Origin of the sequence: Pseudomonas sp. BF-R-26, from assembly GCF_019947395.1 — a bacterium.
Classification (GTDB): domain Bacteria; phylum Pseudomonadota; class Gammaproteobacteria; order Pseudomonadales; family Pseudomonadaceae; genus Aquipseudomonas; species Aquipseudomonas farris.
This window is the reverse complement of sequence record NZ_JAGYGK010000027.1, coordinates 1-20447: the sequence shown is the minus strand read 5'-3', so window position 1 is coordinate 20447 and position 20447 is coordinate 1. Positions and strand designations below refer to the sequence as shown.

At 57.5% G+C, this 20447-nt stretch carries 19 protein-coding genes; 12 read left to right on the top strand and 7 right to left on the bottom strand.

All coding sequences use genetic code 11. The features are described from left to right. The first annotated feature begins 14 nt into the window (after positions 1–14). Positions 15–395, top strand: a complete 381-nt coding sequence (locus tag KGB18_RS28650) for a nuclear transport factor 2 family protein (protein ID WP_123722154.1) — start codon at positions 15–17, stop codon at positions 393–395. A gap of 96 nt (positions 396–491) precedes the next feature. Here the strand turns inward: KGB18_RS28650 and KGB18_RS28645 are convergent, their stop codons facing one another. Continuing rightward, on the bottom strand, positions 492–1250 hold the full coding sequence (locus KGB18_RS28645) for a hypothetical protein (protein ID WP_201060831.1): 759 nt from the start codon (positions 1248–1250) through the stop codon (positions 492–494). A gap of 258 nt (positions 1251–1508) precedes the next feature. Here KGB18_RS28645 and KGB18_RS28640 point away from each other — a divergent pair, with 258 nt between their 5' ends. The 3 genes from KGB18_RS28640 (at position 1509) to mqo (ending at position 4830) form a co-directional block, all read left to right on the top strand. Then, positions 1509–2078 (top strand): YceI family protein, encoded by a 570-nt coding sequence (locus KGB18_RS28640; RefSeq protein WP_123722156.1) that lies wholly within the window; start codon positions 1509–1511, stop codon positions 2076–2078. Positions 2079–2155: 77 nt separating this feature from the next. Beyond that, complete coding sequence (locus KGB18_RS28635; protein ID WP_223570896.1) at positions 2156–2866, top strand: GNAT family N-acetyltransferase; 711 nt, start codon at positions 2156–2158, stop codon at positions 2864–2866. Between the two features lie 317 nt (positions 2867–3183). Then, positions 3184–4830: a malate dehydrogenase (quinone) gene (mqo, locus tag KGB18_RS28630; protein ID WP_223570895.1), complete on the top strand. Its 1647-nt coding sequence runs from the start codon at positions 3184–3186 to the stop codon at positions 4828–4830. A 274-nt stretch (positions 4831–5104) separates the two neighbouring features. Here the strand turns inward: mqo and KGB18_RS28625 are convergent, their stop codons facing one another. Continuing rightward, on the bottom strand, positions 5105–5467 hold the full coding sequence (locus tag KGB18_RS28625) for a DUF6124 family protein (RefSeq protein ID WP_223570894.1): 363 nt from the start codon (positions 5465–5467) through the stop codon (positions 5105–5107). A gap of 546 nt (positions 5468–6013) precedes the next feature. After that, positions 6014–7441, bottom strand: coding sequence for a GGDEF domain-containing protein (locus KGB18_RS28620; RefSeq protein WP_223570893.1), 1428 nt, complete (start codon positions 7439–7441; stop codon positions 6014–6016). A 348-nt stretch (positions 7442–7789) separates the two neighbouring features. On the opposite strand from KGB18_RS28620, the gene KGB18_RS28615 reads away from it, so the two are divergent. Continuing rightward, entirely contained in the window at positions 7790–8359 is a 570-nt protein-coding gene (locus KGB18_RS28615; protein WP_123722161.1) for a DJ-1/PfpI family protein, read from the top strand. A gap of 349 nt (positions 8360–8708) precedes the next feature. Here the strand turns inward: KGB18_RS28615 and KGB18_RS28610 are convergent, their stop codons facing one another. Further along, positions 8709–9107: a hypothetical protein gene (locus tag KGB18_RS28610; protein ID WP_223570892.1), complete on the bottom strand. Its 399-nt coding sequence runs from the start codon at positions 9105–9107 to the stop codon at positions 8709–8711. A gap of 395 nt (positions 9108–9502) precedes the next feature. Here KGB18_RS28610 and KGB18_RS28605 point away from each other — a divergent pair, with 395 nt between their 5' ends. Beyond that, positions 9503–10270 (top strand): tetratricopeptide repeat protein, encoded by a 768-nt coding sequence (locus KGB18_RS28605; protein WP_123722163.1) that lies wholly within the window; start codon positions 9503–9505, stop codon positions 10268–10270. Positions 10271–10396: 126 nt separating this feature from the next. Here the strand turns inward: KGB18_RS28605 and KGB18_RS28600 are convergent, their stop codons facing one another. Then, the gene (locus KGB18_RS28600) at positions 10397–11986 is read right to left on the bottom strand and encodes a winged helix-turn-helix domain-containing protein (protein WP_223570891.1); all 1590 of its coding nucleotides are present in this window, start codon (positions 11984–11986) and stop codon (positions 10397–10399) included. 255 nt (positions 11987–12241) lie between these two features. Between KGB18_RS28600 and KGB18_RS28595 the strand changes: the two genes are divergently transcribed. The 4 genes from KGB18_RS28595 (at position 12242) to KGB18_RS28580 (ending at position 16239) form a co-directional block, all read left to right on the top strand. Beyond that, positions 12242–12994: an SDR family oxidoreductase gene (locus KGB18_RS28595; RefSeq protein WP_123722165.1), complete on the top strand. Its 753-nt coding sequence runs from the start codon at positions 12242–12244 to the stop codon at positions 12992–12994. 43 nt (positions 12995–13037) lie between these two features. Next, positions 13038–13451: a cupin domain-containing protein gene (locus tag KGB18_RS28590; protein ID WP_223570890.1), complete on the top strand. Its 414-nt coding sequence runs from the start codon at positions 13038–13040 to the stop codon at positions 13449–13451. 98 nt (positions 13452–13549) lie between these two features. Next, a complete protein-coding gene (locus tag KGB18_RS28585; RefSeq protein ID WP_123722167.1) occupies positions 13550–14647 on the top strand; it encodes an HlyD family secretion protein in 1098 nt (365 codons plus the stop codon). Next, positions 14644–16239: a DHA2 family efflux MFS transporter permease subunit gene (locus KGB18_RS28580; RefSeq protein ID WP_123722168.1), complete on the top strand. Its 1596-nt coding sequence runs from the start codon at positions 14644–14646 to the stop codon at positions 16237–16239. The genes KGB18_RS28585 and KGB18_RS28580 overlap by 4 nt, the downstream gene beginning before the upstream one ends. A gap of 92 nt (positions 16240–16331) precedes the next feature. Here KGB18_RS28580 and proP read toward each other — a convergent pair whose 3' ends face one another. Together proP and KGB18_RS28570 are read right to left on the bottom strand one after the other, a co-directional pair. Continuing rightward, on the bottom strand, positions 16332–17834 hold the full coding sequence (gene proP / locus KGB18_RS28575) for a glycine betaine/L-proline transporter ProP (RefSeq protein WP_201087410.1): 1503 nt from the start codon (positions 17832–17834) through the stop codon (positions 16332–16334). A gap of 175 nt (positions 17835–18009) precedes the next feature. Further along, positions 18010–18624: an FMN-dependent NADH-azoreductase gene (locus KGB18_RS28570; RefSeq protein ID WP_123722170.1), complete on the bottom strand. Its 615-nt coding sequence runs from the start codon at positions 18622–18624 to the stop codon at positions 18010–18012. 139 nt (positions 18625–18763) lie between these two features. On the opposite strand from KGB18_RS28570, the gene KGB18_RS28565 reads away from it, so the two are divergent. Together KGB18_RS28565 and KGB18_RS28560 are read left to right on the top strand one after the other, a co-directional pair. Continuing rightward, on the top strand, positions 18764–19663 hold the full coding sequence (locus KGB18_RS28565; RefSeq protein WP_123722171.1) for a LysR family transcriptional regulator: 900 nt from the start codon (positions 18764–18766) through the stop codon (positions 19661–19663). 208 nt (positions 19664–19871) lie between these two features. Continuing rightward, a complete protein-coding gene (locus KGB18_RS28560; RefSeq protein ID WP_223570889.1) occupies positions 19872–20183 on the top strand; it encodes a hypothetical protein in 312 nt (103 codons plus the stop codon). The last annotated feature ends 264 nt before the right edge of the window (positions 20184–20447 follow it).

Sequence of the window (20447 nt, the reverse complement as noted above, 5' to 3'; positions counted from 1 at the left end):
TCAGGAGTCATGCAATGAGCAGTCTTACTTACGTTCAGGAATACAACGCGATTGTCGATGTGCTTAACCAGTACAACGAAGGTGGCGCCAAGGCCGACAGCGCACTGATGAAGCCCGCCTTCAACGAGCAGGCCACGATGTTTGGCGTCGATGGCGACAAGCTCGTCGGCGGCGCGATCCAGAATCTCTACGACGTCATCGACAACGCGTTCCGCCCATCCCCGGAAGCCAAAGCCGCCATCGTGCGCATCGACATCGTCGGCACGGCGGCCAGTGCGCGGGTCGATACTGACAACGTCTCGGGGTTCCGCTTCACCGACTTCTTCAACCTGCTGAAGGTAGAAGGCAAGTGGACCATCGTCAGCAAGATTTACCATACCCATTCGAGCGTCTGATTCCTCGGGTTGGTGACGCTACCGTTTGAAAAAACCAGGAAAGTCCTCAACGCCGAGGACTTTCCTGGAACCGGTAAAGAGCCCTTATTCCAGCTCCTAGCGCATCACAATCTCACTGAATTTGACGGTAAGCGTCTCATCATTCCCATCCCGAAACGCCAGTTTGATCGCCGGCGTTTTGCTCAGCTTGCTGTTGCTCTGCTGGAAGATCAGCGTCACTCGGGTAGGTACGTTGCGAATCAGCTGAAAGCGTAGTCGGGCGCTGTCCTCGACCTGGCCCACCCGGATCGACTCGAACTCGAGCGGACCGCCGGACTCGTCAAACAGCCGGGTGCCGTCATCGAAGCGAAAGCTGCGGTCTACGTTCAGGTTGGTCAGTTCAAAAGTGCAGGTGGGCAATCGGCCGATATTTTCGCAGCCCTCCAATTCGATGCGAACGTTATCCAGCACTTCCATGCGCTTGCCGAGCAGGTTGTTGCCTTCGTTTTCGACGATCTTGGCTTGCAGTTTGGCGAATTCGAAAGAGGGCTTGGCATATTCGGTGCCCAGGATGAAGAAACCAAAAGACAAACCGGCAACCATGAAGAACTGCAATGCGCCGCGGAGCATCGGCGTGAGGTTACGAATCTGCCAGCCGATTGAAACGGCTCCCAGAAACAGAAATGTGCTCACCAGCAACACCACGTTTTTCCAGCTGATGAAGCTGAAACCGAACACGCTGGGGTCCGGCACGGCGTAAGTGATCAACGCCCACATGACGCCCAGCACGACACTGAGGCCTGCCATGCCGCGGGTGATCAATGAAGTGAATTTTTGAGTGCGGGTAAGCGGTATTGCTGAATCTTGCGGGGACATCACAGTGCTGACTCCTTGTTCCGTAGCCGATCGTCCATCCTTGAAGGCGACTGTCAGGCTGTAGCTATAGAAACCTTGGGGAATCAAGGTCCGGGCCTGATTGTGGCGGGGTGCCATTATCCAGTAATGGCGCTGTGGGTAAAGGCGCGCGGTACGGCTGCACTGGAATAACCAACGATTATTTGCTTAAGTCCAGCTATCGCAGCCACACGGCTGCGGTACTTCAATTCCTGACGGGCGCTTCAACCGGAGAATCCCATGACCCCTCGATTCCCGCGTTTCGCCGCATTGCTCGCCATCCTCCTGGTCGGCACCTTGCCCTGCGCCCACGCCGTCGAATACACCCAGGTCAACACCACCGCCAGCAAAATCTCGTTCACCTATAACCAGTTCGGCTCCAGGGCATACGGCACCTTCGGCAAGTTCGACGCCACGCTTGATTTCGACACGGCGAACCCCACTGCGGCCCACGCCAAGCTGACCATCGACCTTGCCAGCATCGACGCCGGGGGCAGCGATGCCAACAGCGAACTGCAAAAGCCTGCCTGGTTCAACACGGCGGACTATCCGGTGGCGACCTTTGAATCGACCGGGGTGAAAGCGCTGGGCGACCACCGCTACCTGATCACCGGCAATCTCACGCTCAGGGGTATGACGCGCGAGTTACAGGTGAAGGTGTTGTTGAAACCGGAGAAGGCCATCGGGATCTTCGATGGCGACATCATTGTGAAACGCAGGGACTTCAACATCGGGGAAGGGGAGTGGGCCGACAAGGTTGTGTCCAACGACATCAGCATCCGCTTTCGCATCGTCGCGCCCGAGCGTTGATTTTCCTGTAGGGGGCTCGATCTGTGACAATAGCGGGGCTGATGCTCAGTAAGCCTTAACCCGGAGTCAACAACGCAATGCCCCAGCTCACCCACTTTGCCACGCCATGCCCAGAGCCCATCAACAGCCAGATCCTGCAGATGGTCGTCGACAATTTAACCGACATCAGCATGGTGGGCATCGCGCCGAGCAACCCGTTGTACAACGTCTATCAATACACGGTGGGCTACGAGGTTCATCTCTACCTCGAAGCGCTCAGCGGCACCAAAGGCATTGCTGTCGAACTGATCGTCGCAACGGATGACGAAGACCCCGAGACAGTCGTCGGCTTTCTGCTGTACCTGCCAGTCAAGGACGATCCCGAAGCGTGCGGCGTGGCATATATGGCGGTGCAGGCCAGCCATCGGCGGCGGGGCGTCGCCCGGGTGATGCTGCAAGACATGCTCGGCCGCTACCCGCATGCCGAACTGACCTGCACCGTTGCCAAGGTGCCCTGGTTCGAGTCAATGGGCTTCCAGGTGCTGGGCGTGCGCGGCACTCAGGTGCTGATGAACACCCGTGATCACGGCACCGAAGGCTTGATGGGCTTACTGGATGTCACATTTATCTACAGTTCTTTGGAGGTGCGGCAGATACATACGTATCTGCTGCAGAAACACGGCAAGCGGGCGATGATCGATGCAGAGAAGCAGCGCGACCGGCATCTCGACCAGATGACGCGCAACGCCAAGGCGTTTGTGCTGGATCGTTTGAGCAAAGACGCCGATCACGGACCCCGTCCCGACTAGACTGATGAGTCCTTTCGGGCTCGCAGGCTGGCCGAGGCGTGATATTCTGTCGCATTAACTTGGTTTGACTTATTCGGTTCGTACGTCCACAGACGTCCGACAGAATCAATGTCGCTCAAGTAACTGAGCCAATAATGATAAAAAGTCAGTGCACGAGGGACATATAACTGAGGTCGATGGAGTCACGTCGGCCTTGTGTGCCCACCTTCAAATCCTTGTAAGTGCAGGAACCCACGGCACGCTGCCTGCGTACCCGTACTCTTGGGTTGCTCATGTTGAGGATTGGGGGCGGATGGCGTTTATCATAGGTGCTACAGATGTTTAAGAAACTGAACACGGCCCTGCTGGGGCTGGCTTTGTCGATGGGGATCACGTCCGTTCACGCGGAAGAGGCAAAGAAAGTCGATGTGCTGCTCATTGGCGGCGGCATCATGAGTGCAACGCTGGGTGTCTGGCTTAATGAGCTGGAACCTGGTCTGTCGATGGAAATGGTCGAGCGCCTCGACGGCGTCGCCCAGGAAAGCTCCAACGGCTGGAACAACGCCGGTACCGGTCACTCCGCCCTGGCCGAGTTGAACTACACCCCGGAAGACGACAAGGGCAACGTCCAGATCGCGAAAGCCGTTGAAATCAACGAAGCCTTCCAGATCTCCCGTCAGTTCTGGGCCTGGCAAGTTCAGCAAGGCGTGCTGAAGAACCCGCGTTCGTTCATCAACTCCACTCCGCACATGAGCTTTGTGTGGGGCGATGACAACATCAAGTTCCTGAAGAAGCGCTACGAAGCCCTGCAAGCGAGCCCGCTGTTCGCCGGCATGCAGTACTCCGAAGACCCGGCTGTCATCAAGAAGTGGGTACCGCTGATGATGGAAGGGCGTGACCCGAACCAGAAAGTCGCGGCCACCTGGAGCCCGCTCGGCACCGACATGAACTTTGGCGAGATCACCCGCCAGTTCGTCGCGCACCTGCAAACCACGCCGAAGTTCGACTTGAAACTGTCTAGCGAAGTGCAAGACATCACCAAGAACGCAGATGGCAGCTGGCGCGTCAGCTACAAAAACCTGAAAGACGGCACCAAAACCGAAACCGACGCCAAGTTCGTCTTCATCGGCGCGGGCGGCGGTGCACTGCACCTGCTGCAGAAGTCCGGCATTCCTGAAGCCCAGGAATACGCAGGCTTCCCGGTTGGCGGCTCGTTCCTCGTGACCGAAAACCCGACCATCGCCGAACAACACCTGGCCAAGGCCTACGGCAAAGCCTCCGTTGGCGCACCGCCAATGTCGGTTCCGCACCTGGACACCCGTGTTCTGGACGGCAAGCGCGTCATCCTGTTTGGCCCATTCGCGACCTTCAGCACCAAGTTCCTGAAAGAAGGCTCGTACCTGGACCTGCTGACCACCACGACCACGCACAACGTGTGGCCAATGACCAAGGTCGGCATCAAGGAATACCCGCTGGTCGAGTACCTTGCAGGCCAACTGATGCTGTCTGACGAAGACCGCCTCAACGCCCTGAAAGAATACTTCCCGAACGCCAAAGCCGAAGACTGGCGCCTGTGGCAAGCCGGCCAACGCGTGCAAATCATCAAGCGCGATGAAGCTGCCGGTGGCGTGCTGAAACTGGGTACCGAGATCGTTGCTTCCGCAGACGGCACCATCGCCGGTCTGCTGGGCGCATCGCCGGGTGCTTCGACTGCCGCACCGATCATGCTGACCGTGCTGCAGAAAGTGTTCAAGGACAAGGTTGCCTCGCCAGCCTGGCAGGAAAAACTGCACCAGATCGTACCTAGCTATGGCACTCAGCTGAACAGCAGCCCTGAGAAAGTGGCTCAAGAGTGGGCTTACACCGCCAAGGTGCTGGAGCTGACTCCGCCGCCGGCGATTGGTCAGGTGGCGGCTCCGGCTGCTGCTCCGGCTGCTCCGGCCAAGGCGCCGAAGGCTAATGCTGCGACGGATATGGCTTTGTAAGTAGAAGCGTAATCAGAAAGCCCACTGGATCGGTGACGGTCAGTGGGCTTTTTTGTGGGTGGGATTCAGTGCAGATGATTCGCGAAAGTCGCCAAAAGGAGATGCTTTTGTGGCGAGGGAGCTTGCTCCCGTTGGGCTGCGGAGCAGCCCCAGCGCGGCAGTTTGGGGCGTTTTTGAAGGGGGATTTGAGGGTGAAGCTGGATGCGCGCCCTTCGCATTGCAACTATCAAAGCCCTTTACCGAGGGGCAAGCCTCTCGGTAAAGGGCTGAGTGATTACTTAGGTGGAACGAAGTTATCCAGCATTCGATTCACCGCCAGTTCAGCCAGCATGACGACTTGCTGAAGCGCCAGCAGGGTATTGCGGTGGGTGCCCTCTATCAATGCAGCAATGTCGCTGGCCATGACACTGGCCGAGGCCAGGTTCTCACACGTTTGAACCAGCAAGGCTTCATGGCCGACATCCGGCGCAACCATGTACATGGTGCTGGGTTTGCGTGGGGTGTTGTTCATGACCGCTGCCGGGTTGAGGTAGAAATTGAGGGCGCGTTCGGCGGCTTCGTGAAATTTTTTTGAATCGTCGGATTCGTACGGGGATGCCGGATCAGCGCCCGGTGGGTTGGGTGTAACCTTGAACATAATCTTCATTTCCTGAGTGATGCAGCCACTTCCTCGCTACTAATACGAGGGGTGGCGGCTGTACGCAGGTTAGTAGACCGGGGAAAAGAAGAAAGCCGGCGCGCCCAGGGACGCCCTACGCACAGCCACCATCAAATGCAGGCACGCAAATACCTGTCTGACAGACGCTCGTACAATCTTCAAATACCACGGGCTACTAAACCCGACCACTGATGAGCAGTGGCAGGGAAACGATAGAGACCTGGGGCAAGGCGCACAAGCCGGCGGATTCTGTCTTAACCGTAGGTAACGGCGCAAGGTCTTGTAGCCTTCGGGACGTAACACCGAGTGTCTTTAAACACGCCTCGTTAAACGTGTGAGCGCTTTCAAAAAAACGAGGAAGCACCTGACATTTTTAGGGTTGTGTTGCATCGACCGGTTGAATCCACAACCCTATGGGGACATTGAGACTGAGCGGCGGCGCTTGCCTATGCCCACGAACCAGAAACCCATAACGCCCAATGCAATGACGCAATGCCGACGCTTTCAAAGACTTCGAGATGATAGTCAGGGCAGAGGTTGGAGGCTGGTTTTGATGGTTGTAACCACACGGTTACGGCCTTCGTGTTTAGCGTGATATAGGCGTTGATCGGCTGCACGTAGAATTGCCTCGATGGTGTCGCCGTCGCGGCCAAATTGCGATACGCCGATGCTCACTGTGACCACGGTTAACCGCTGCAGACCATGAAAAGAATTATTTGCAACGGTGCTTCGCAGACGCTCAGCGATTACGTGCGCGCCTTCAAGTGAAGTCTGAGGTAGCAGTATCATGAATTCTTCTCCGCCCACTCGGGCTACGCCGTCATACGGCCGGATGGAATCGAGGCATTTCTCCACGAAACTCTTCAGGATGTCATCGCCAACCTGATGCCCGAAGCGATCGTTGATGGACTTGAAATTATCCAAATCGAGTGCCAACACGGAGAACGGCTCACCGCCGCGCTTGGTTCGGCCAATTTCGGCTTCGACCCGCTCCATGAACCGACGCCGATTATCAGCGCCAGTCAGTGGATCGGTCGCCGCAAGGTGCCCGAGTTCTTGATTGGTGCGCTGGAGCTCCTGGAGGGCGCTCTCGGTATACGCCATCGCTTCGGCAAGACGCACCATCAACTCCTCTTGGCTGTAAATCTTCGAGAACGACCGCGTGGTGAGGAACGCTTGCACTACCCCATAGCTCAACATGAAGAATCCACCGGCGAAGATCGCATGAGCGAGCCACCACATGTGGTTCCACGGACGTGCAAGGATGAAGGCAAGAGATGACAGCGCGAACGCGGTGACGGAGATGACAAAAATCATCATCAGCGGCGAACGGATACGGCGCAGCAGGAGCATTGCCACGGTCAATGTGGAAAGAACGAGGGCACCACCTTCCATCGAGAGGCGCACCGCGAGGTTGCCGGCGATCGGCGAATTTGCGACGTACGCCACTGCCACGTCAACCAGCAGGAACAGTCCTATCCAGGTCAGCCACGGGCGGGACTTCATTCGTTGGTCCGCAGCATCAGGTGGGCGGTGGTACGACAGCATTCCGACTAACAGCAAAGTCGCCATGACCAGTCGAGAGGCCGGACCATAAAGCAGGAAGAGCCAGATATTGTGGTGTGCGAGCCCGGTGAACGCACCATGCAACGCGTAAATCAGCACAAAACCGAGAAAGCCAAGCGTCATCCAGCGCAGCAGCGGGTCTCCCGATGACTGATAGCAGCGCCACGTTACGTACGTCACAAACAATCCTTCCAAGGTGGCTGCCGTGATCGCAATGATATGGAACAGGTGGTTCTCGAATATAAGGGAGGGGTCTTGAAAGATGTATAAGTAGCCAATCAAAAAGGCCGGAATAAACGCAAATCCGACGAGCAGCAAGTAGGCGTAAACCTTGACCATGACGCGAACGGCTTCAGGTGGCTCGCCGCTGGCGATGAGATTGCTCATGGTTCCCTCCAAGTTCAAATCCATTTAGCCAACACCGGTCCGGTGTTGGCTCCAAAGCCACCTACATGCCAACGGTCCCTCGCATCATTACGCAGATATGAGATGGAACCGATCTATGGCATTTCAATTTTAGACTCCCTACCAATTTCTGCTGCAGAAGCAGGTAAAAATGTTCACGCGAGCGCAACAAACTAATAACGAATGTCTCGTTATTCTCATCGACCAGGGGTTAGCTGTCCTTTCTCAAAATTTGCGGGCGTCGCGACAGGCAGAAAACGACCCGAAGCAGCCATTGAGATCTATTTGTTATCGCTTTATGTTGGTTGTTTCCATGGAGGATTCTGACTGATGGCACGCGTGGGCTTGATACTGACACCCGGTTTTGCGGACTGGGAATACGCTTTCATTGCAGGGACCGCGTCCCCGTTTTACGGGATCGATGTTAGGTTTTTCGCCTCTGCTACGGGGCAGTTCCGCTCGCAGGGTGGATTGGCTGTAACAGTCGATAGCAACTTGCAACAATGCCTGGACTGGAAGCCGGACGTTGTTGTCGTCATCGGTGGAATGATCTGGGAGCATGCAGATGCACCGGACATTCGAGACTTTCTTCATGCTAGTCGTTCAAGTGGAGCGACAATTGCCGGTATCTGTGGGGGAACGCTGGCACTTGCGAGGGCCGGGCTTCTCGACACGGTTCCTCATACCTCGAACAGCGCTGACTTCTTACAAAAGAATGTCGTAGGTTATGCAGGGCGCACGCTTTATCGAAACAGTCCAGTCGCTGTGATTGCAGACCGCATCATAACTGCTCCAGGCCCTGCGCCCGTTAGCTTCACCTGCGCAGTGTTCGAAGCTGCCGGGCTATCTTCAGAGATTATTTCTCAGTTCAGGTCAATGTTGGCAGCGGAACACGGGTGAATCGGGTGTTGGATCAGGTTGATCCGCAGGAGTAGGTGAGGGTGTTGGTTCAGCGTGATGTGTAGTAACAAGCTCTGTCCCATTCAGGTGGGACGGGGCTTTTTTGTTTTTCAGATCGGAAGATCAAAAGATCACAGCCTTCGGCAGCTCCTACGGTCAGCCATTCGCAGCTCACCGAACCAGAGTCACTCCGGCAACCCAGCCAGCCGCAACCCATCAGCAAACCGCGCAAAATCCTTGGTGCAAAAAGGGGACTGATATATTTCCTTCGAAATAAATCAGTCCCCTTTTCCGCAGTTTGGCGGAGCATCGCCCGTGTTGCCGGCGGATTTGATCCCGTGGCGTCGCACTAGCGACGATAGTAGCGGTGATCGTCTTCGTAGCGGTGCCGCATGGCCCGATCTTGACGGCGTTCCCAATCACGATGGCGTTCTGCTTCTCGGCGGGCTTGCTCTCTACGCCAGCTATCTCTACGCCAGTCGTCTCGGCGCCAATGGTCTCTACGATCGTGCCGACGGTGTTCATGCCAGTATCGGTCATCATGGGCAAGCAACGGCCCTGGCTGCTTATCGGCCATACTGGCCAAGGTCGGCCAAGGGTTGCCGGCAGACTGGACCGGAACCTGAACTACTGCGACTTCAGTTGCGATAATAGGGGTTGAGGTCTTCATCTGCGTTGCTGATGCCGAGCCCACTGCCGCGAATGCGAACAGGCCGAAGAGCACCATCCGTGGGTCATGGAATTTCATGAGCGAAGGCAACCTCTGATTGATAACTGGGCGTGTGGCCATCTGACTGCGGAAGCCTGCGGGTTCGCGCTTAACGAGCGGATGTGCCTATCCAAATAGACCGATAAATAAGGAAAAGTTCTAGGGGGCCGCTGCTTAAATAGCGAACGGCATTCCTCTTCGAGGTTTGCTATCTCGATGTCCACTTTTGGCCGCTTTTTGCCCTGCGTGAAGTGCAGTAACAGATCATGCTTAGATGTTGGGGTGGTTAAAAAATGATACTGGTTGCGACGGCTGTTGCAGCAGGAACTTCAGGGTATTGGCCAGGTCAATAGCGGCCCTATATCGGGAATGCCGAGCAGCGCTGTGGTCTGTTTTACGGCAGTGCCTGCGAGTTCAGTCGAGTCCGCCCCCTGATGCCAACCAAGAGTTTTCTGCCCGGCCTCATCCTGGTGTTCTGCACCGTCGCGTCGTTTTGTTCTGTCGCTGCCGAGCGAAGAGCGCCCGCGCAAAGCAACAGCGCATCAACCGCCCTGATCGAAACAGCCTCGCGGCAGTATGAAAATGGCCAATTGGACCAGGCCGCCGCCACGCTGGAGCGTGCCCTGCATATCCAGCCGAACAATCCCGCGACTCTGCATTACCTCGGTGTGTTGCGTCTTCAGCAGGGGGAGTACCAGCAGGCTGAAACCTTGGCGGTGCGCTCGAACATGCGGGTTGGTCGCAACGTCGAGTTACGCAACCGCAACTTCCAATTGATCCAGGCGGCGCAGCAGGCCCAGTCTTCGGGGACCCCACCCAATGCCAAAGAGGATCTGGTCGCGGTACAGAAGGGGCTGGAAGAGGAGACCCAAAGGCGCCGCGAAGTGGAAATGGCGGCTGTTGAGCAATCCACTCCGGACACTGGGCGCGACGCTGGCAACTTCGCTAGCGCAGAGACAGATCGGGTTTCGGATGCACCGACGGCTGGCAGAGCCGGGCCCGAAGGAAAATTGCAAATGGCTAATGTCGAGCCAGAGCGGGCATACGCTGAGGTTGAGATTCCCCGCGGCCATATGCCACCTCCGGGCAAATGCCGAATCTGGTTTCCTGATCGTCCGCCGGGGCATCAGCCTGCACCCGGCAAATGCAAGAAGCTGCGATATCGAGTTCCCTCAGGAGCCTACCTGGTGCGCGGTTTCTGAATGTCCAAATCTGGCCGACCATTTGTCCCGAAACTTGCGCTTGCTCGGTGAGGTTCAAGACTGTATCTACGGTAGGGAATTCCCGCGTTGGTTTTAGCAAGCCATTCGCAGTTCACCGGGCCGCAGTCACTCAGGCAACCCAGCCAGCCGCAACCCATCAGCGAACCGCGCAAAATCCTCAGGACGCTGGATTGGCAGCCAGTCTTTCAGGTTAGAAACACGCAAGGACGGATCCAGTTCGTGCAAACGCTGCATCGCCTGCTTCGCTTTGTCCATGCGTCCGCTGAGTGCATGACTGGCCGCGATCAGGGCAACCGATGCCAGGAGGCAGGGCAGGTTCCTCAGCGCCTTTTCCGCCCAGTCAGAAGCGGCATCGAAGCGCCCGGCGACGAAGTGCGCGAGCGCCATCCCGACTTGCATCCTGAACATTTCCGGATCCAGCGGACTCAAGCGAACGGCATGGGTCAAGTGCTCGATGGCGGCGTCTGTTTCACCGCGCAGTGCGCGCAGGATGCCGCCCAGGAACCAGGCGGGGGCGAGGTTGGGGTTGAGCAGGCGTGCCCGGTCGAGCAGGGCAATGCCGCCATCGACATCGCCGGCGAGATGGGCAAGTGCATGTCCGCCTCGCGTCAGCGCCACCGCATCATCCCGTCCGAGCTCCACCGCCAAACGGGCAAGTCGTGTGCCCTCGGCGATTTCTTGAGTCCGATCGGTCATCCAGCCATTCAACTTGCGCCAGAAGTGGCACCAGGCTGCCATGCCATAGGCCGATGCAAACTCCGGATCGAGCTCGATGGCCTTGTAGAACAACGGCAGCGCTTGCTCGATGGCTTCGCGGGTGCCGTTGTGCAGTTTGGCCATTCCGCGCAGGTAATAGTCGTATGCGTCCAGGCTTTCCGTCGGTTTGCGTTTGGCGCGCTCGATTTCCGCCCGTTCCAGCTGCGGTGCTATGGCTCCGACGACGCTTTCGGCGATTTGATCCTGCAGCTCGAAGATGTCGTGGAGCGTTCCTTCGAAGCGCTCCGCCCAGATATGCGTCCCGGTCGTCGCGTCGATCAGCTGCCCGGTGATGCGTACCTTGTTCCCGGACTTGCGCACGCTACCTTCCAGCACGTAGCGCACGCCGAGCGTCTGGCCGACGCCTTGGACGTCCACGTCCCGACCCTTGTAGGTAAAGCTCGAATTACGCGCGATGACGAATAGCCAGCGGATACGCGACAGGGCGGCGATGATGTCCTCTACCATGCCGTCGGCGAAATATTCCTGCTCCGGATCACCGCTCAGATTTTGGAAGGGCAAGACGGTAATGGAGGGTTTGTCCGGCAGGACGAGTGTGGGCGGGGGCGTTTGTTTCAGGTCCACGGTCGTCGGTTCTTCGATGTCAGACTGTCGTGTTTCCCCGACCTCATCCACCTTGATCTCGCCGACGAAGCGGTAGCCCTTACGGGCGACCGTGCGCACCAGGCGCTGCTCCTCGCCGGTATCGCCGATGGCCTTGCGCACCGCATTGATGTGGCTGGTGATGGTCGATTCCGAGACGATCCGACCGCTCCACACGGCCTTGAGCAGGTCGTCCTTGCTCATGACGCGATCGCGGTTGCTGACGAGCTGCAGCAATAGATCGAAGACCTGCGGCCCGACAGTCACGACTTGCCCGCGCAAGGTCAGTTCCCGGCGCTGCTGATCGAGCACGTAGTCTTCAAACACGAATGGCAAGGTGAGAATCCCCTGGTCGAGCGCCCTCGACTCCGTGTCCGAGCTGGCTATTGATAGGTGGTATCGAATAATACGACAGCGTGTAACCCGCTGCACCGTCCAAAAGGGATGCCAGTCGCACACGGTTTCTTTGGACGAAAAACCAAGCTTCCCTCAAGGCAAACCCAAGGCCGGTACAAGGACTTCCCTGACGCGCGCAGGCACTCTCGATCTACATCGACGGCAATGGTTGTAGTCGAGAAGCGGAGAGAAACCATGAAGATCGTCATCATTGGAGGCACCGGCCTCATCGGATCGAAACTTGTGAATAACCTCCGCGAGCGCGGCCATGACGTGCTCGCAGCCGCCCCCAGCACGGGCGTGAACAGCATCACCCGCGAGGGCCTGGCCCAGGCGATGGATGGCACTGATATCGTCGTCGATGTGGCGAACGCGCCTTCGTGGGAAGACCAGGCCGTTCTCGATTTCTTCGAAACGTCGGGCCGTAACCTGCTGGCTGCCGAAGCGGCCGCTGGGGTTCGCCATCACGTTGCCCTGTCGATCGTCGGCAGTGAACGGCTTCCCGAGAATGGCTATTTCCGGGCCAAGGTCGCGCAGGAAAACCTTATCAAGGCGTCCGGCATTCCTTACACCATCCTGCGTGCCACACAGTTCTTCGAGTTTGTCGGCGGCATTGCGCAGGCGGCCAGCGTCGGTGAGGAGATTTGCCTGTCGCCGGCGCTGATCCAGCCGATGGCGTCCGACGACGTGGTGGCGGCGCTCGCCGAGGTCACGCTGGCAGCGCCGGTCAATGGCACGGTCGAAGTCGCCGGTCCCGAGGCCATGCCGCTCGACGAACTGGTCCGGCGCTTCCTGCGGGCCACTCAGGACACGCGCAAGGTCGTGCCGGATGTGCACGCGCGCTACTTCGGTTCGGTGCTCGACGATCAATCGCTGACCCCCGGCAAGAACCCACGCCTGGGCGCGATCCGCTTCGAGGACTGGCTCGGTCAGTCGACGGCTCGGTAACGGGCCGCGCCATCACAACACATACGCATAAAGGAGAATTGCCATGTTTATCCGATATCTCTTGGCCGCTGCCTTCGCAGTGCTGTCGATCACCACAGCGTCGGCCGCCGAGCCGCCCGCAGGCAAGGTGTCGGTCGTATTCGACCGGTCCATTCCCAACCTCCCTGGCAAGAGCATGAAGGGCGTGCTGGTCGAGTACGGGCCGGGCGCCGCGTCGCCGTCCCACACCCATCCGAAAACGGCTTTCATTTATGCAACGGTCCTGGAGGGCTCGTTTCACATCAAAGTCAAAGGCCAGCCGGAAAAGATCTACAACGTCGGCGAAAACTTCGTAGAGGAGCCGGGCTCCGTGCACGAAGTCAGCGCCAACGCCAGCGACACGAAACCCGCACGCCTGCTGGCCGTGTTCGTCCTCGACAGCAACGAAAAGGAGCTCGTCACACCCATCAAAAAGTGAACCGATCAACGCGTTCATCGACGCTCGACAGCCGGGCGGCAGGTCACTGTCGTCCTGCGGTTGTTGCAGGTCCTTGGCATTGAACAGGAAACAAGAACATGAACTCGCATCAGGACAAGGCCGCCATTGCCACCGGCGCAAGCGACGAGACCCCTGTCGTGGTGGCGCGGCACAGCAAGAGAAAGATGATCGGCATCCTGCTGTGCATCGGTGCCGTGGCGGTCTTGGCGGGCGGATGGGCCATGGCGTTTTCGAGCGGTTCGATCTCCACCGATAACGCTTATGTGCGCGGCGACCTCACCTCGCTTGCCGCCAAGGTTGCCGGCTATGTCACGGCGGTAGAAGTCGAGGACAACCAGACCGTCCGGACGGGGGATGTCCTGTTCCGGATTGACGATCGGGACTATCGCGCACGGCTTGCGCAGGCAGTGGCCAATGTCAGCGCTGCCGAGGCACGCCTGGCCCATGTCGATGCCGAAACCCGGCTTCAGCGTTCACTGATACGAGAGGCCGAAGCCCAGCGACGCTCGGCCTCCGCCGAGATGAATCTGGCGACCAAAACCCATGATCGCAGCCGCAAACTGATCGTCAGCAACGCCGTCAGCCAAGCCCTCGTCGATGAAACCGGCACGGCACGATCCAGAGCCGAGGCGACGGTCTCGGCAGCTTCGGCAACGGTCGAGGCTCAACAGCAACGCATCACCGTCCTTGTGGCCCAGCGAGAAGCTGCCGTTGCTGCTGTGGCGCAGGCACAGGCCGCGCGCGATCTCGCCCAGATCGATCTCGACAGCACCGTAGTACACGCGCCTGTTGATGGCGTTGTCGGTAACCGTCAGGTCCGCGTCGGCCGGTTCGTTACGCCGGGTGTTTCGTTGCTCGATATCGTGCCGGTCAATGATGTGTGGGTCGTGGCGAATTTCAAGGAAACCCAGCTCGAACATATACGCCCCGGTCAGCGCGTGCGCATCACTGTCGACGGCTATCCCGACGGGGCACTTGAAGGCGTGGTCGACAGCTTTGCGCCGGGCAGCGGGTCGGCGTTCAGCTTGCTGCCCACAGACAACGCAACAGGGAACTTTGTGCGTGTTGTGCAGCGGGTTCCGGTAAAGATCCGCCTTGCCCATAACCCGTTGCCGGGTCGTATCGTCCCGGGCCTGTCCGCGCGTGTCGAGGTTGCGCAAGGGGAGGGCTCATGAACACGGTTGCCAGCGCCACGCGGAGCAACGCCAGCGCTACGACCGGTGTCCTGCTCATGGCGGGCATCGTGCTTGCCACGCTGACGGAAGCGATCGCCAGCACCGTTCTGTCGCTCGGACGCAGTGACATCATCGGCGACACCTATGCAACGCCTGATGAGTTTGCCTGGCTGGATATCGGCTACATCGCGCTCAAGCTGATCGGGTTCATGATCGCGCCTTGGCTGCTGAAGCGTTTTAATCCGCGTAATGTGATCATCAGCTCAACCTTGGTCATGGGCCTGGCGTGCGGCATTGCCGCCATCACCGCTCGACTGGATCTGCTGGTTGCACTTCGAGTTGTTCAGGGCTTCGCTGGCGGCACCTTGCTGGTCGGGGGGCAGGCGATCATCTTTCGCGCTTTTCCGCGGTCCCTTCAGCCAATCCTCCAGGCCCTGTTTGCCATGGGCTCCGTTGTCGCGCCCGCGACGCTTGCCCCGGCGCTTCAAGGGTGGTTGATCGATAGTCAATCCTGGACATGGATCTTCTTCAGCGTTGTTCCGATTGCCTTGGCGGCTAGCGGATTTGTGTTGATCGCAGGCGGTCCAGTGCCCGCCAAGGTCCGACACCGTCCGTTTGACTGGATCGGCTTCTCGCTGATCTCTGCCACCCTGTTCTGTTTCACCTACGTTCTAAGCCAGGGCAGCCGATGGGACTGGTTCGAGGAGCCTCGCATCCTGTGGCTAACCGTGATCGGCGCAGCCGCTTTGCTGGCATTTCTCGGCCAACAAGTGTTGGCCAAAGGGCAGGGTGTGTTCGACTTTACCCTGTTCAAATCGAGCGATTTTTCCTTCGCCTTTATCGTCAGTTTTGTCGCCGGCGCCGCCTTGTTCGGCAGCGCGTTCCTGATTCCGGCGTTCGCCCTGTCTGTCCTCGGATTCACGCCCACCGATGCCGGTCAGCTGCTGTTGCCCAGTGGCGCGTTTTTTGTCGGCGCGCTTCTCATATCTGCTTGGCTCATGCAGGCCCGCCGCGTTGCGCCGTTCGCCACCGTGCCCTTTGGAATCCTGATGATCATGGTTGCGATGTGGATGCTGTCCGGTTCGACCAGCGAAAGCGGCGCGGACGACATGATGGCAGCCATCCTGTTGCGCGGCCTGGGGCTTGGCTTTCTGTTTCTATCGATCACGCTGATCGCTTTCAGCCACCTCAACAGCCGAAACCTCGCTAGCGGAATAGGCCTTTTCAATACGGGTCGCCAGCTAGGCGGCCTTATTGGAGTCGCAGGGCTCCAGACCCTGATCGACCATAATATCGTCACCAATGCCGTGGTCCTCGGCGCCAACGTCACCCCAGGGGGAGCTGCGATCATCGAACGGATGACGACCACGACAGCCATGCTGAGCGCGAAAGGAATGGATGCAGTGGCCGCTGGCCGGGCAGCGACGAGCCTTCTGGGCCGGTTAGTGACAAGTCAATCCACGGTGATTGCCTTCGACACAGCGTTCATCGCAGTGGCCCTGCTTTTTGTAATCGCTGCCCCCATTCTGGTCGGCATCAAGATCGGATTCGCGCGATACGAGAAAGTGCGCGCTTCGCGAGCAGTAGCGTGAGACAGCCCCGGCCCGTGAGAAGACCAAATACAAACCGATGGCAAGGAACGCCGACGGTACTGAACTAACAATCAGACTTGGCGCTCTTCACGTCATTCGATTCGCGGATGCTGCTGCACGAGATGCTCACGTTTAGCTTTCAGCTCAGCGATTTCTGCGTCGATGTCCTCGATCTTCTGCTCGATATTGTCGTGATGTTCCTCCAACAGTTCTTGCGCTTCCTCAATATCGGAAGCCGCCGGAGCTGCACCACGCAGCGGTTTGTTCGCTGTTTCTTTCATCGTCACGCCAGTAATCAGACCCACCACGGCAATCACCATCAGGTAGTAGGCCGGCATGTACAGATTTTGCGTGCTTTCCACCAGCCAGGCCACAGCGGCAGGGGTCAAACCTGCGATTAACACCGAGACGTTGAAGGCGCTGGCCAGGGCGCTGTAGCGGATGTGAGTGGGAAACATCGCCGGAAGGGTGGAAGCCATCACGCCGATGAAAAAGTTGAGCAGCACCGCCAGCATCAGCAAGCCGGAAAAGATCAGGCCGATCTTGCCGCTGTTGATCAGCATGAAAGCCGGGATGGCGAGGAAGAATAGACCGACGCTACCGCAGATAATGAAGGGGCGGCGCCCAATCTTGTCGCTGATGAGCCCGATCATCGGCTGGACGAATAACATGCCGACCATGATCGCGATGATGATCAACACGCCGTGATTTTCGCTGTAGTGTAAGTTGTGTGTCAGGTAGCTCGGCATGTAGGTAAGCAGCATGTAGTAGGTGACGTTGGTAGCTACCACTACGCCGATGCAGGTCATCAGACTGCGCCAGTGCTGGGTGGCCACCTCCTTGAAAGACACTTTCGGGCCTCTGGCAAGGCCTTCGCGATCACCCTGTTCCAATTGCTCGACATGCTGCTGGAACGCCGGTGTTTCTTCCAGCGCGTGACGCAGATAGAGCCCGATCATTCCCAGGGGCAGGGCGAGGAAGAAGGGCAGGCGCCAGCCCCATGCCTCAAACTGCTCTTCGCCCAGAATGGTGGAGATCAGCACGACCAAGCCTGCGCCGAAGACGAAGCCGGCAATCGAGCCGAAGTCCAGCCAGCTGCCAAGGAAACCGCGCTTGCGATCCGGGGCATATTCGGCGACGAAGATCGAGGCGCCGGTGTATTCACCGCCCACTGAAAAACCTTGGGCCATTTTAGCGAGCAGCAGGAGGATCGGCGCCCAGATGCCAATCGAGGCATACGATGGAATCAGCCCGATGGCGAAGGTGCTGAGCGACATGATCACGATGGTGGCCGCGAGGACTTTCTGCCGACCGTACTTATCGCCCAACGTACCGAAAAACAAACCGCCAAGAGGTCTGATCAGGAAGGGAACCGAGAAGGTGGCCAACGCGGCAATCATCTGCACACCGGGATCAGCGCCGGGGAAAAATACCTTGCCGAGAACATAGGCAACAAACCCATAGACGCCGAAATCGAACCACTCCATCGCATTGCCGAGTGCAGCGGCCGTGATCGCCTTGCGCATTTTCGCGTCGTCGACAATGGTGATGTCTTCCAATCCGATCGGATTGACGGTTTTCTCACGTGATTTCATGCGAGTCACTCTGTAACTGATCTGTCCAGACGCAAACTGCTGAGCTCCGGTGTGGCGCTGCCCAGACGGGTTTGCCTTTGCCGATGCCATCTTTTTGATGGCACGGCTTCTTACTGATCAGATACAAGAGAACACGAAAAAATTCACATCTCGCCGTTATTTTCTAAGCGCGTGTCTAAACCAGCGACTTTTGAATTTGATGATCAAATGTATCTAGAAAATCGTGCATGCTGATTTCTCCGAGGTCTACAGCTTTAGCGCCGCCGGCCGCAATAAAGGTGACATCAGTGATACCCAGGACGTTCAGGATCAGTTTCAAATATTGGGTCGCAATGTCACGGTCTTTAATCGGGGAGTCGTTGGTGTATACACCTCCCGAGGCGAGCAGCACCGTTGCCTTTTTACCGGTCACCAGCCCTTTACCATCAAAGCCCAAGGTCAGGCCTTTACGTACCACGTGATCCACCCACGCCTTGAGCGCCGCAGGGACGTTATAGTTGTAGACCGGCGTTGAAATAACCACGTGATCGGTTTCCAGCAACTCGGCCGCAAGCTCATCGGATAGCTGCAACACTGCTTTCATTTCAGGCGAATGTTGGGTTTGTGGGGCGAAGTAAGCCTGTAACCAAGGGGCCGTCACGAACGTAAGCGGAGTGTCCGTTAGATCCCGTATTTTGATGGCGCCCCTAGGGTGTGCAGCTTCCCACGCGGCCACAAATCGGCGAGTGAGCTGCCGGGAGATTGAAGTATCCCCACGTGGGCTGGTTTCAATGGTGAGAAGCCTGGACATGAAAGTAACTCCTGCGCGGTGACGCGGCGGTATGTTTTGCGTTGTCGCTTTAGGCGATGTGCGACACACTCTACCCAATGCGATCTCTACGCAGGAGTGATGTAAATATGATTGAGTCCATCTGTTTAAGTGATGGGGCATGATCGGAAATCTCAGCCTGGATCAGTTGCGGATCCTTGTAACCATTGCTGATACAGGCAGTTTCTCGGCAACGGGACGTCACCTGCGGCGTGCTCAATCTGCCATTAGCCAGTCGATTGCCACACTTGAGTCAGTTCAAGGTGTGAGGCTGTTTGATCGCAGCGGCCATCGTCCAACTCTCACTGAGGTAGGTAGAGTGCTAGTGGTTCAAGCGCGCGCAGTGCTGGCAAGCGCTGCCCAGTTTGAAGCAATGGCCGCAAGTACGGTGGCAGGGGTTGAACCGGAGTTGGCTCTCGCCATAGACCCTTTAGTCCCTAGCGCACCGCTCATTGAAAGCCTCCGCGCTCTCCGTGAGGCTTTTCCGCATCTGGCAGTGAGTTTTTCCACAGAAGGCTTAGGCGGCGCAGAGCGTCGATTACGCAACGGCGATGCGGCACTGGCGCTTTGCACATTGATTCCGACAGTGCCCGACGAAATCACCGCACTGCCGCTGCTCAGCGTCGACTTGAGGCCAGTAGTAGCCAGTGGGCATCCCCTGACTATGTTAGGCCGTCGGGCAACAAGTGCAGACCTCAAGCCTTATGTACAACTGGTTCTTTCCGATCCGGTTTCTCCCGACGGCCCTAGCTATGGGGTGACGGGCAGTCACCAGTGGCGGTTTGTAGATTTGGCACGGCGGCTGGATTTTTTGCTCGCCGGATTCGGTTGGTGCCGAATGCCAGAGCATCTGATAGCGGATCATCTGGCTTCAGGACGCCTCCTACCGCTTGAGTTAACTGCCGAACTTCAGCGCACACCAGACACACTTACGATCTACGCAGCGCACATGCAAAATTGCTCTTTAGGGAAAGCAGGCCGATGGCTTCTGAATGATCTGACCCGTCGTCTGTGCATGTGACGATACGAAGACGACTAACGTTAGCGGTTTGGTTATCCCGTTGGCCAAGGTGATTTTTTGAGACCGACCGTTTTTAATTATTTTGCGATCTGGATCGCGGTGAACGATTCCCGCCAGTCGCGAGAGGCTGAAAACGACCCAAAGCGGTCATCTCCGCGTTCCAGTATTATTATGCCGATACTCGGACTGTTTATAGGTAGTTTGATCCATGGCCAGAAGCGTTAGGCTTCAAAAAAAACTTCATACACTGCATCTGATGGAGACAGCTGACGAGGTGGTACTTGATGATAGCCTTGTTGGAAAGCTATGGGCGCTCAATCAAGGTGACAGATTTGAGTTGAATTCAGCTTCCTTCAGTTCTGCATCTGTTCAAAAGTACCGCTTGGAATACGTGATAACGAGAGGCCCTATTCCTGGGCACTGGCTGTACACAAAATTTGACCCAGAGGAACTTGTATTATTTTTTACGGCAAAAGACTTTAACGGCATTTGCCATGGCTGGACGCTGTTTGACGAGTGACAACCTCAGTTTTAGCACTCTGAGAGGCAGCTTCGGGTCGATTTCAGCCGATTCCGACAGGCAGTTATTGGCCGATTCCTGTCTGTCACAAAGGGCTGCTATCGACCCTTAGCTGCCCTTCGCAGAGGGCAGCAAACGGCCCAGAGTGTGTAAAAACGTTAGATCCCGTTTCGATCTTCAAGGCTGTCCGGCTGTCCGGCTTCGTAGCCTGATCAAGGCACGATGTCCCTTCCTGATGAGCTAAACCTCCCCAGCAACGCGCCA

Bases quoted from the DNA above. Each gene is read 5' to 3' on its own strand.
- KGB18_RS28635 (WP_223570896.1), top strand. From the start codon at position 2,156: ATGCCCCAGCTCACCCACTTTGCCACGCCATGCCCAGAGCCCATCAAC.
- KGB18_RS28605 (WP_123722163.1), top strand. From the start codon at position 9,503: ATGCCAACCAAGAGTTTTCTGCCCGGCCTCATCCTGGTGTTCTGCACC.
- KGB18_RS28650 (WP_123722154.1), top strand. From the start codon at position 15: ATGAGCAGTCTTACTTACGTTCAGGAATACAACGCGATTGTCGATGTG.
- KGB18_RS28615 (WP_123722161.1), top strand. From the start codon at position 7,790: ATGGCACGCGTGGGCTTGATACTGACACCCGGTTTTGCGGACTGGGAA.
- KGB18_RS28590 (WP_223570890.1), top strand. From the start codon at position 13,038: ATGTTTATCCGATATCTCTTGGCCGCTGCCTTCGCAGTGCTGTCGATC.
- KGB18_RS28640 (WP_123722156.1), top strand. From the start codon at position 1,509: ATGACCCCTCGATTCCCGCGTTTCGCCGCATTGCTCGCCATCCTCCTG.
- KGB18_RS28595 (WP_123722165.1), top strand. From the start codon at position 12,242: ATGAAGATCGTCATCATTGGAGGCACCGGCCTCATCGGATCGAAACTT.
- KGB18_RS28620 (WP_223570893.1), bottom strand. From the start codon at position 7,441: ATGAGCAATCTCATCGCCAGCGGCGAGCCACCTGAAGCCGTTCGCGTC.
- proP (WP_201087410.1), bottom strand. From the start codon at position 17,834: ATGAAATCACGTGAGAAAACCGTCAATCCGATCGGATTGGAAGACATC.
- KGB18_RS28560 (WP_223570889.1), top strand. From the start codon at position 19,872: ATGGCCAGAAGCGTTAGGCTTCAAAAAAAACTTCATACACTGCATCTG.
- KGB18_RS28585 (WP_123722167.1), top strand. From the start codon at position 13,550: ATGAACTCGCATCAGGACAAGGCCGCCATTGCCACCGGCGCAAGCGAC.
- KGB18_RS28625 (WP_223570894.1), bottom strand. From the start codon at position 5,467: ATGTTCAAGGTTACACCCAACCCACCGGGCGCTGATCCGGCATCCCCG.
- KGB18_RS28580 (WP_123722168.1), top strand. From the start codon at position 14,644: ATGAACACGGTTGCCAGCGCCACGCGGAGCAACGCCAGCGCTACGACC.
- mqo (WP_223570895.1), top strand. From the start codon at position 3,184: ATGTTTAAGAAACTGAACACGGCCCTGCTGGGGCTGGCTTTGTCGATG.
- KGB18_RS28570 (WP_123722170.1), bottom strand. From the start codon at position 18,624: ATGTCCAGGCTTCTCACCATTGAAACCAGCCCACGTGGGGATACTTCA.
- KGB18_RS28645 (WP_201060831.1), bottom strand. From the start codon at position 1,250: ATGTCCCCGCAAGATTCAGCAATACCGCTTACCCGCACTCAAAAATTC.
- KGB18_RS28565 (WP_123722171.1), top strand. From the start codon at position 18,764: ATGATCGGAAATCTCAGCCTGGATCAGTTGCGGATCCTTGTAACCATT.
- KGB18_RS28610 (WP_223570892.1), bottom strand. From the start codon at position 9,107: ATGAAATTCCATGACCCACGGATGGTGCTCTTCGGCCTGTTCGCATTC.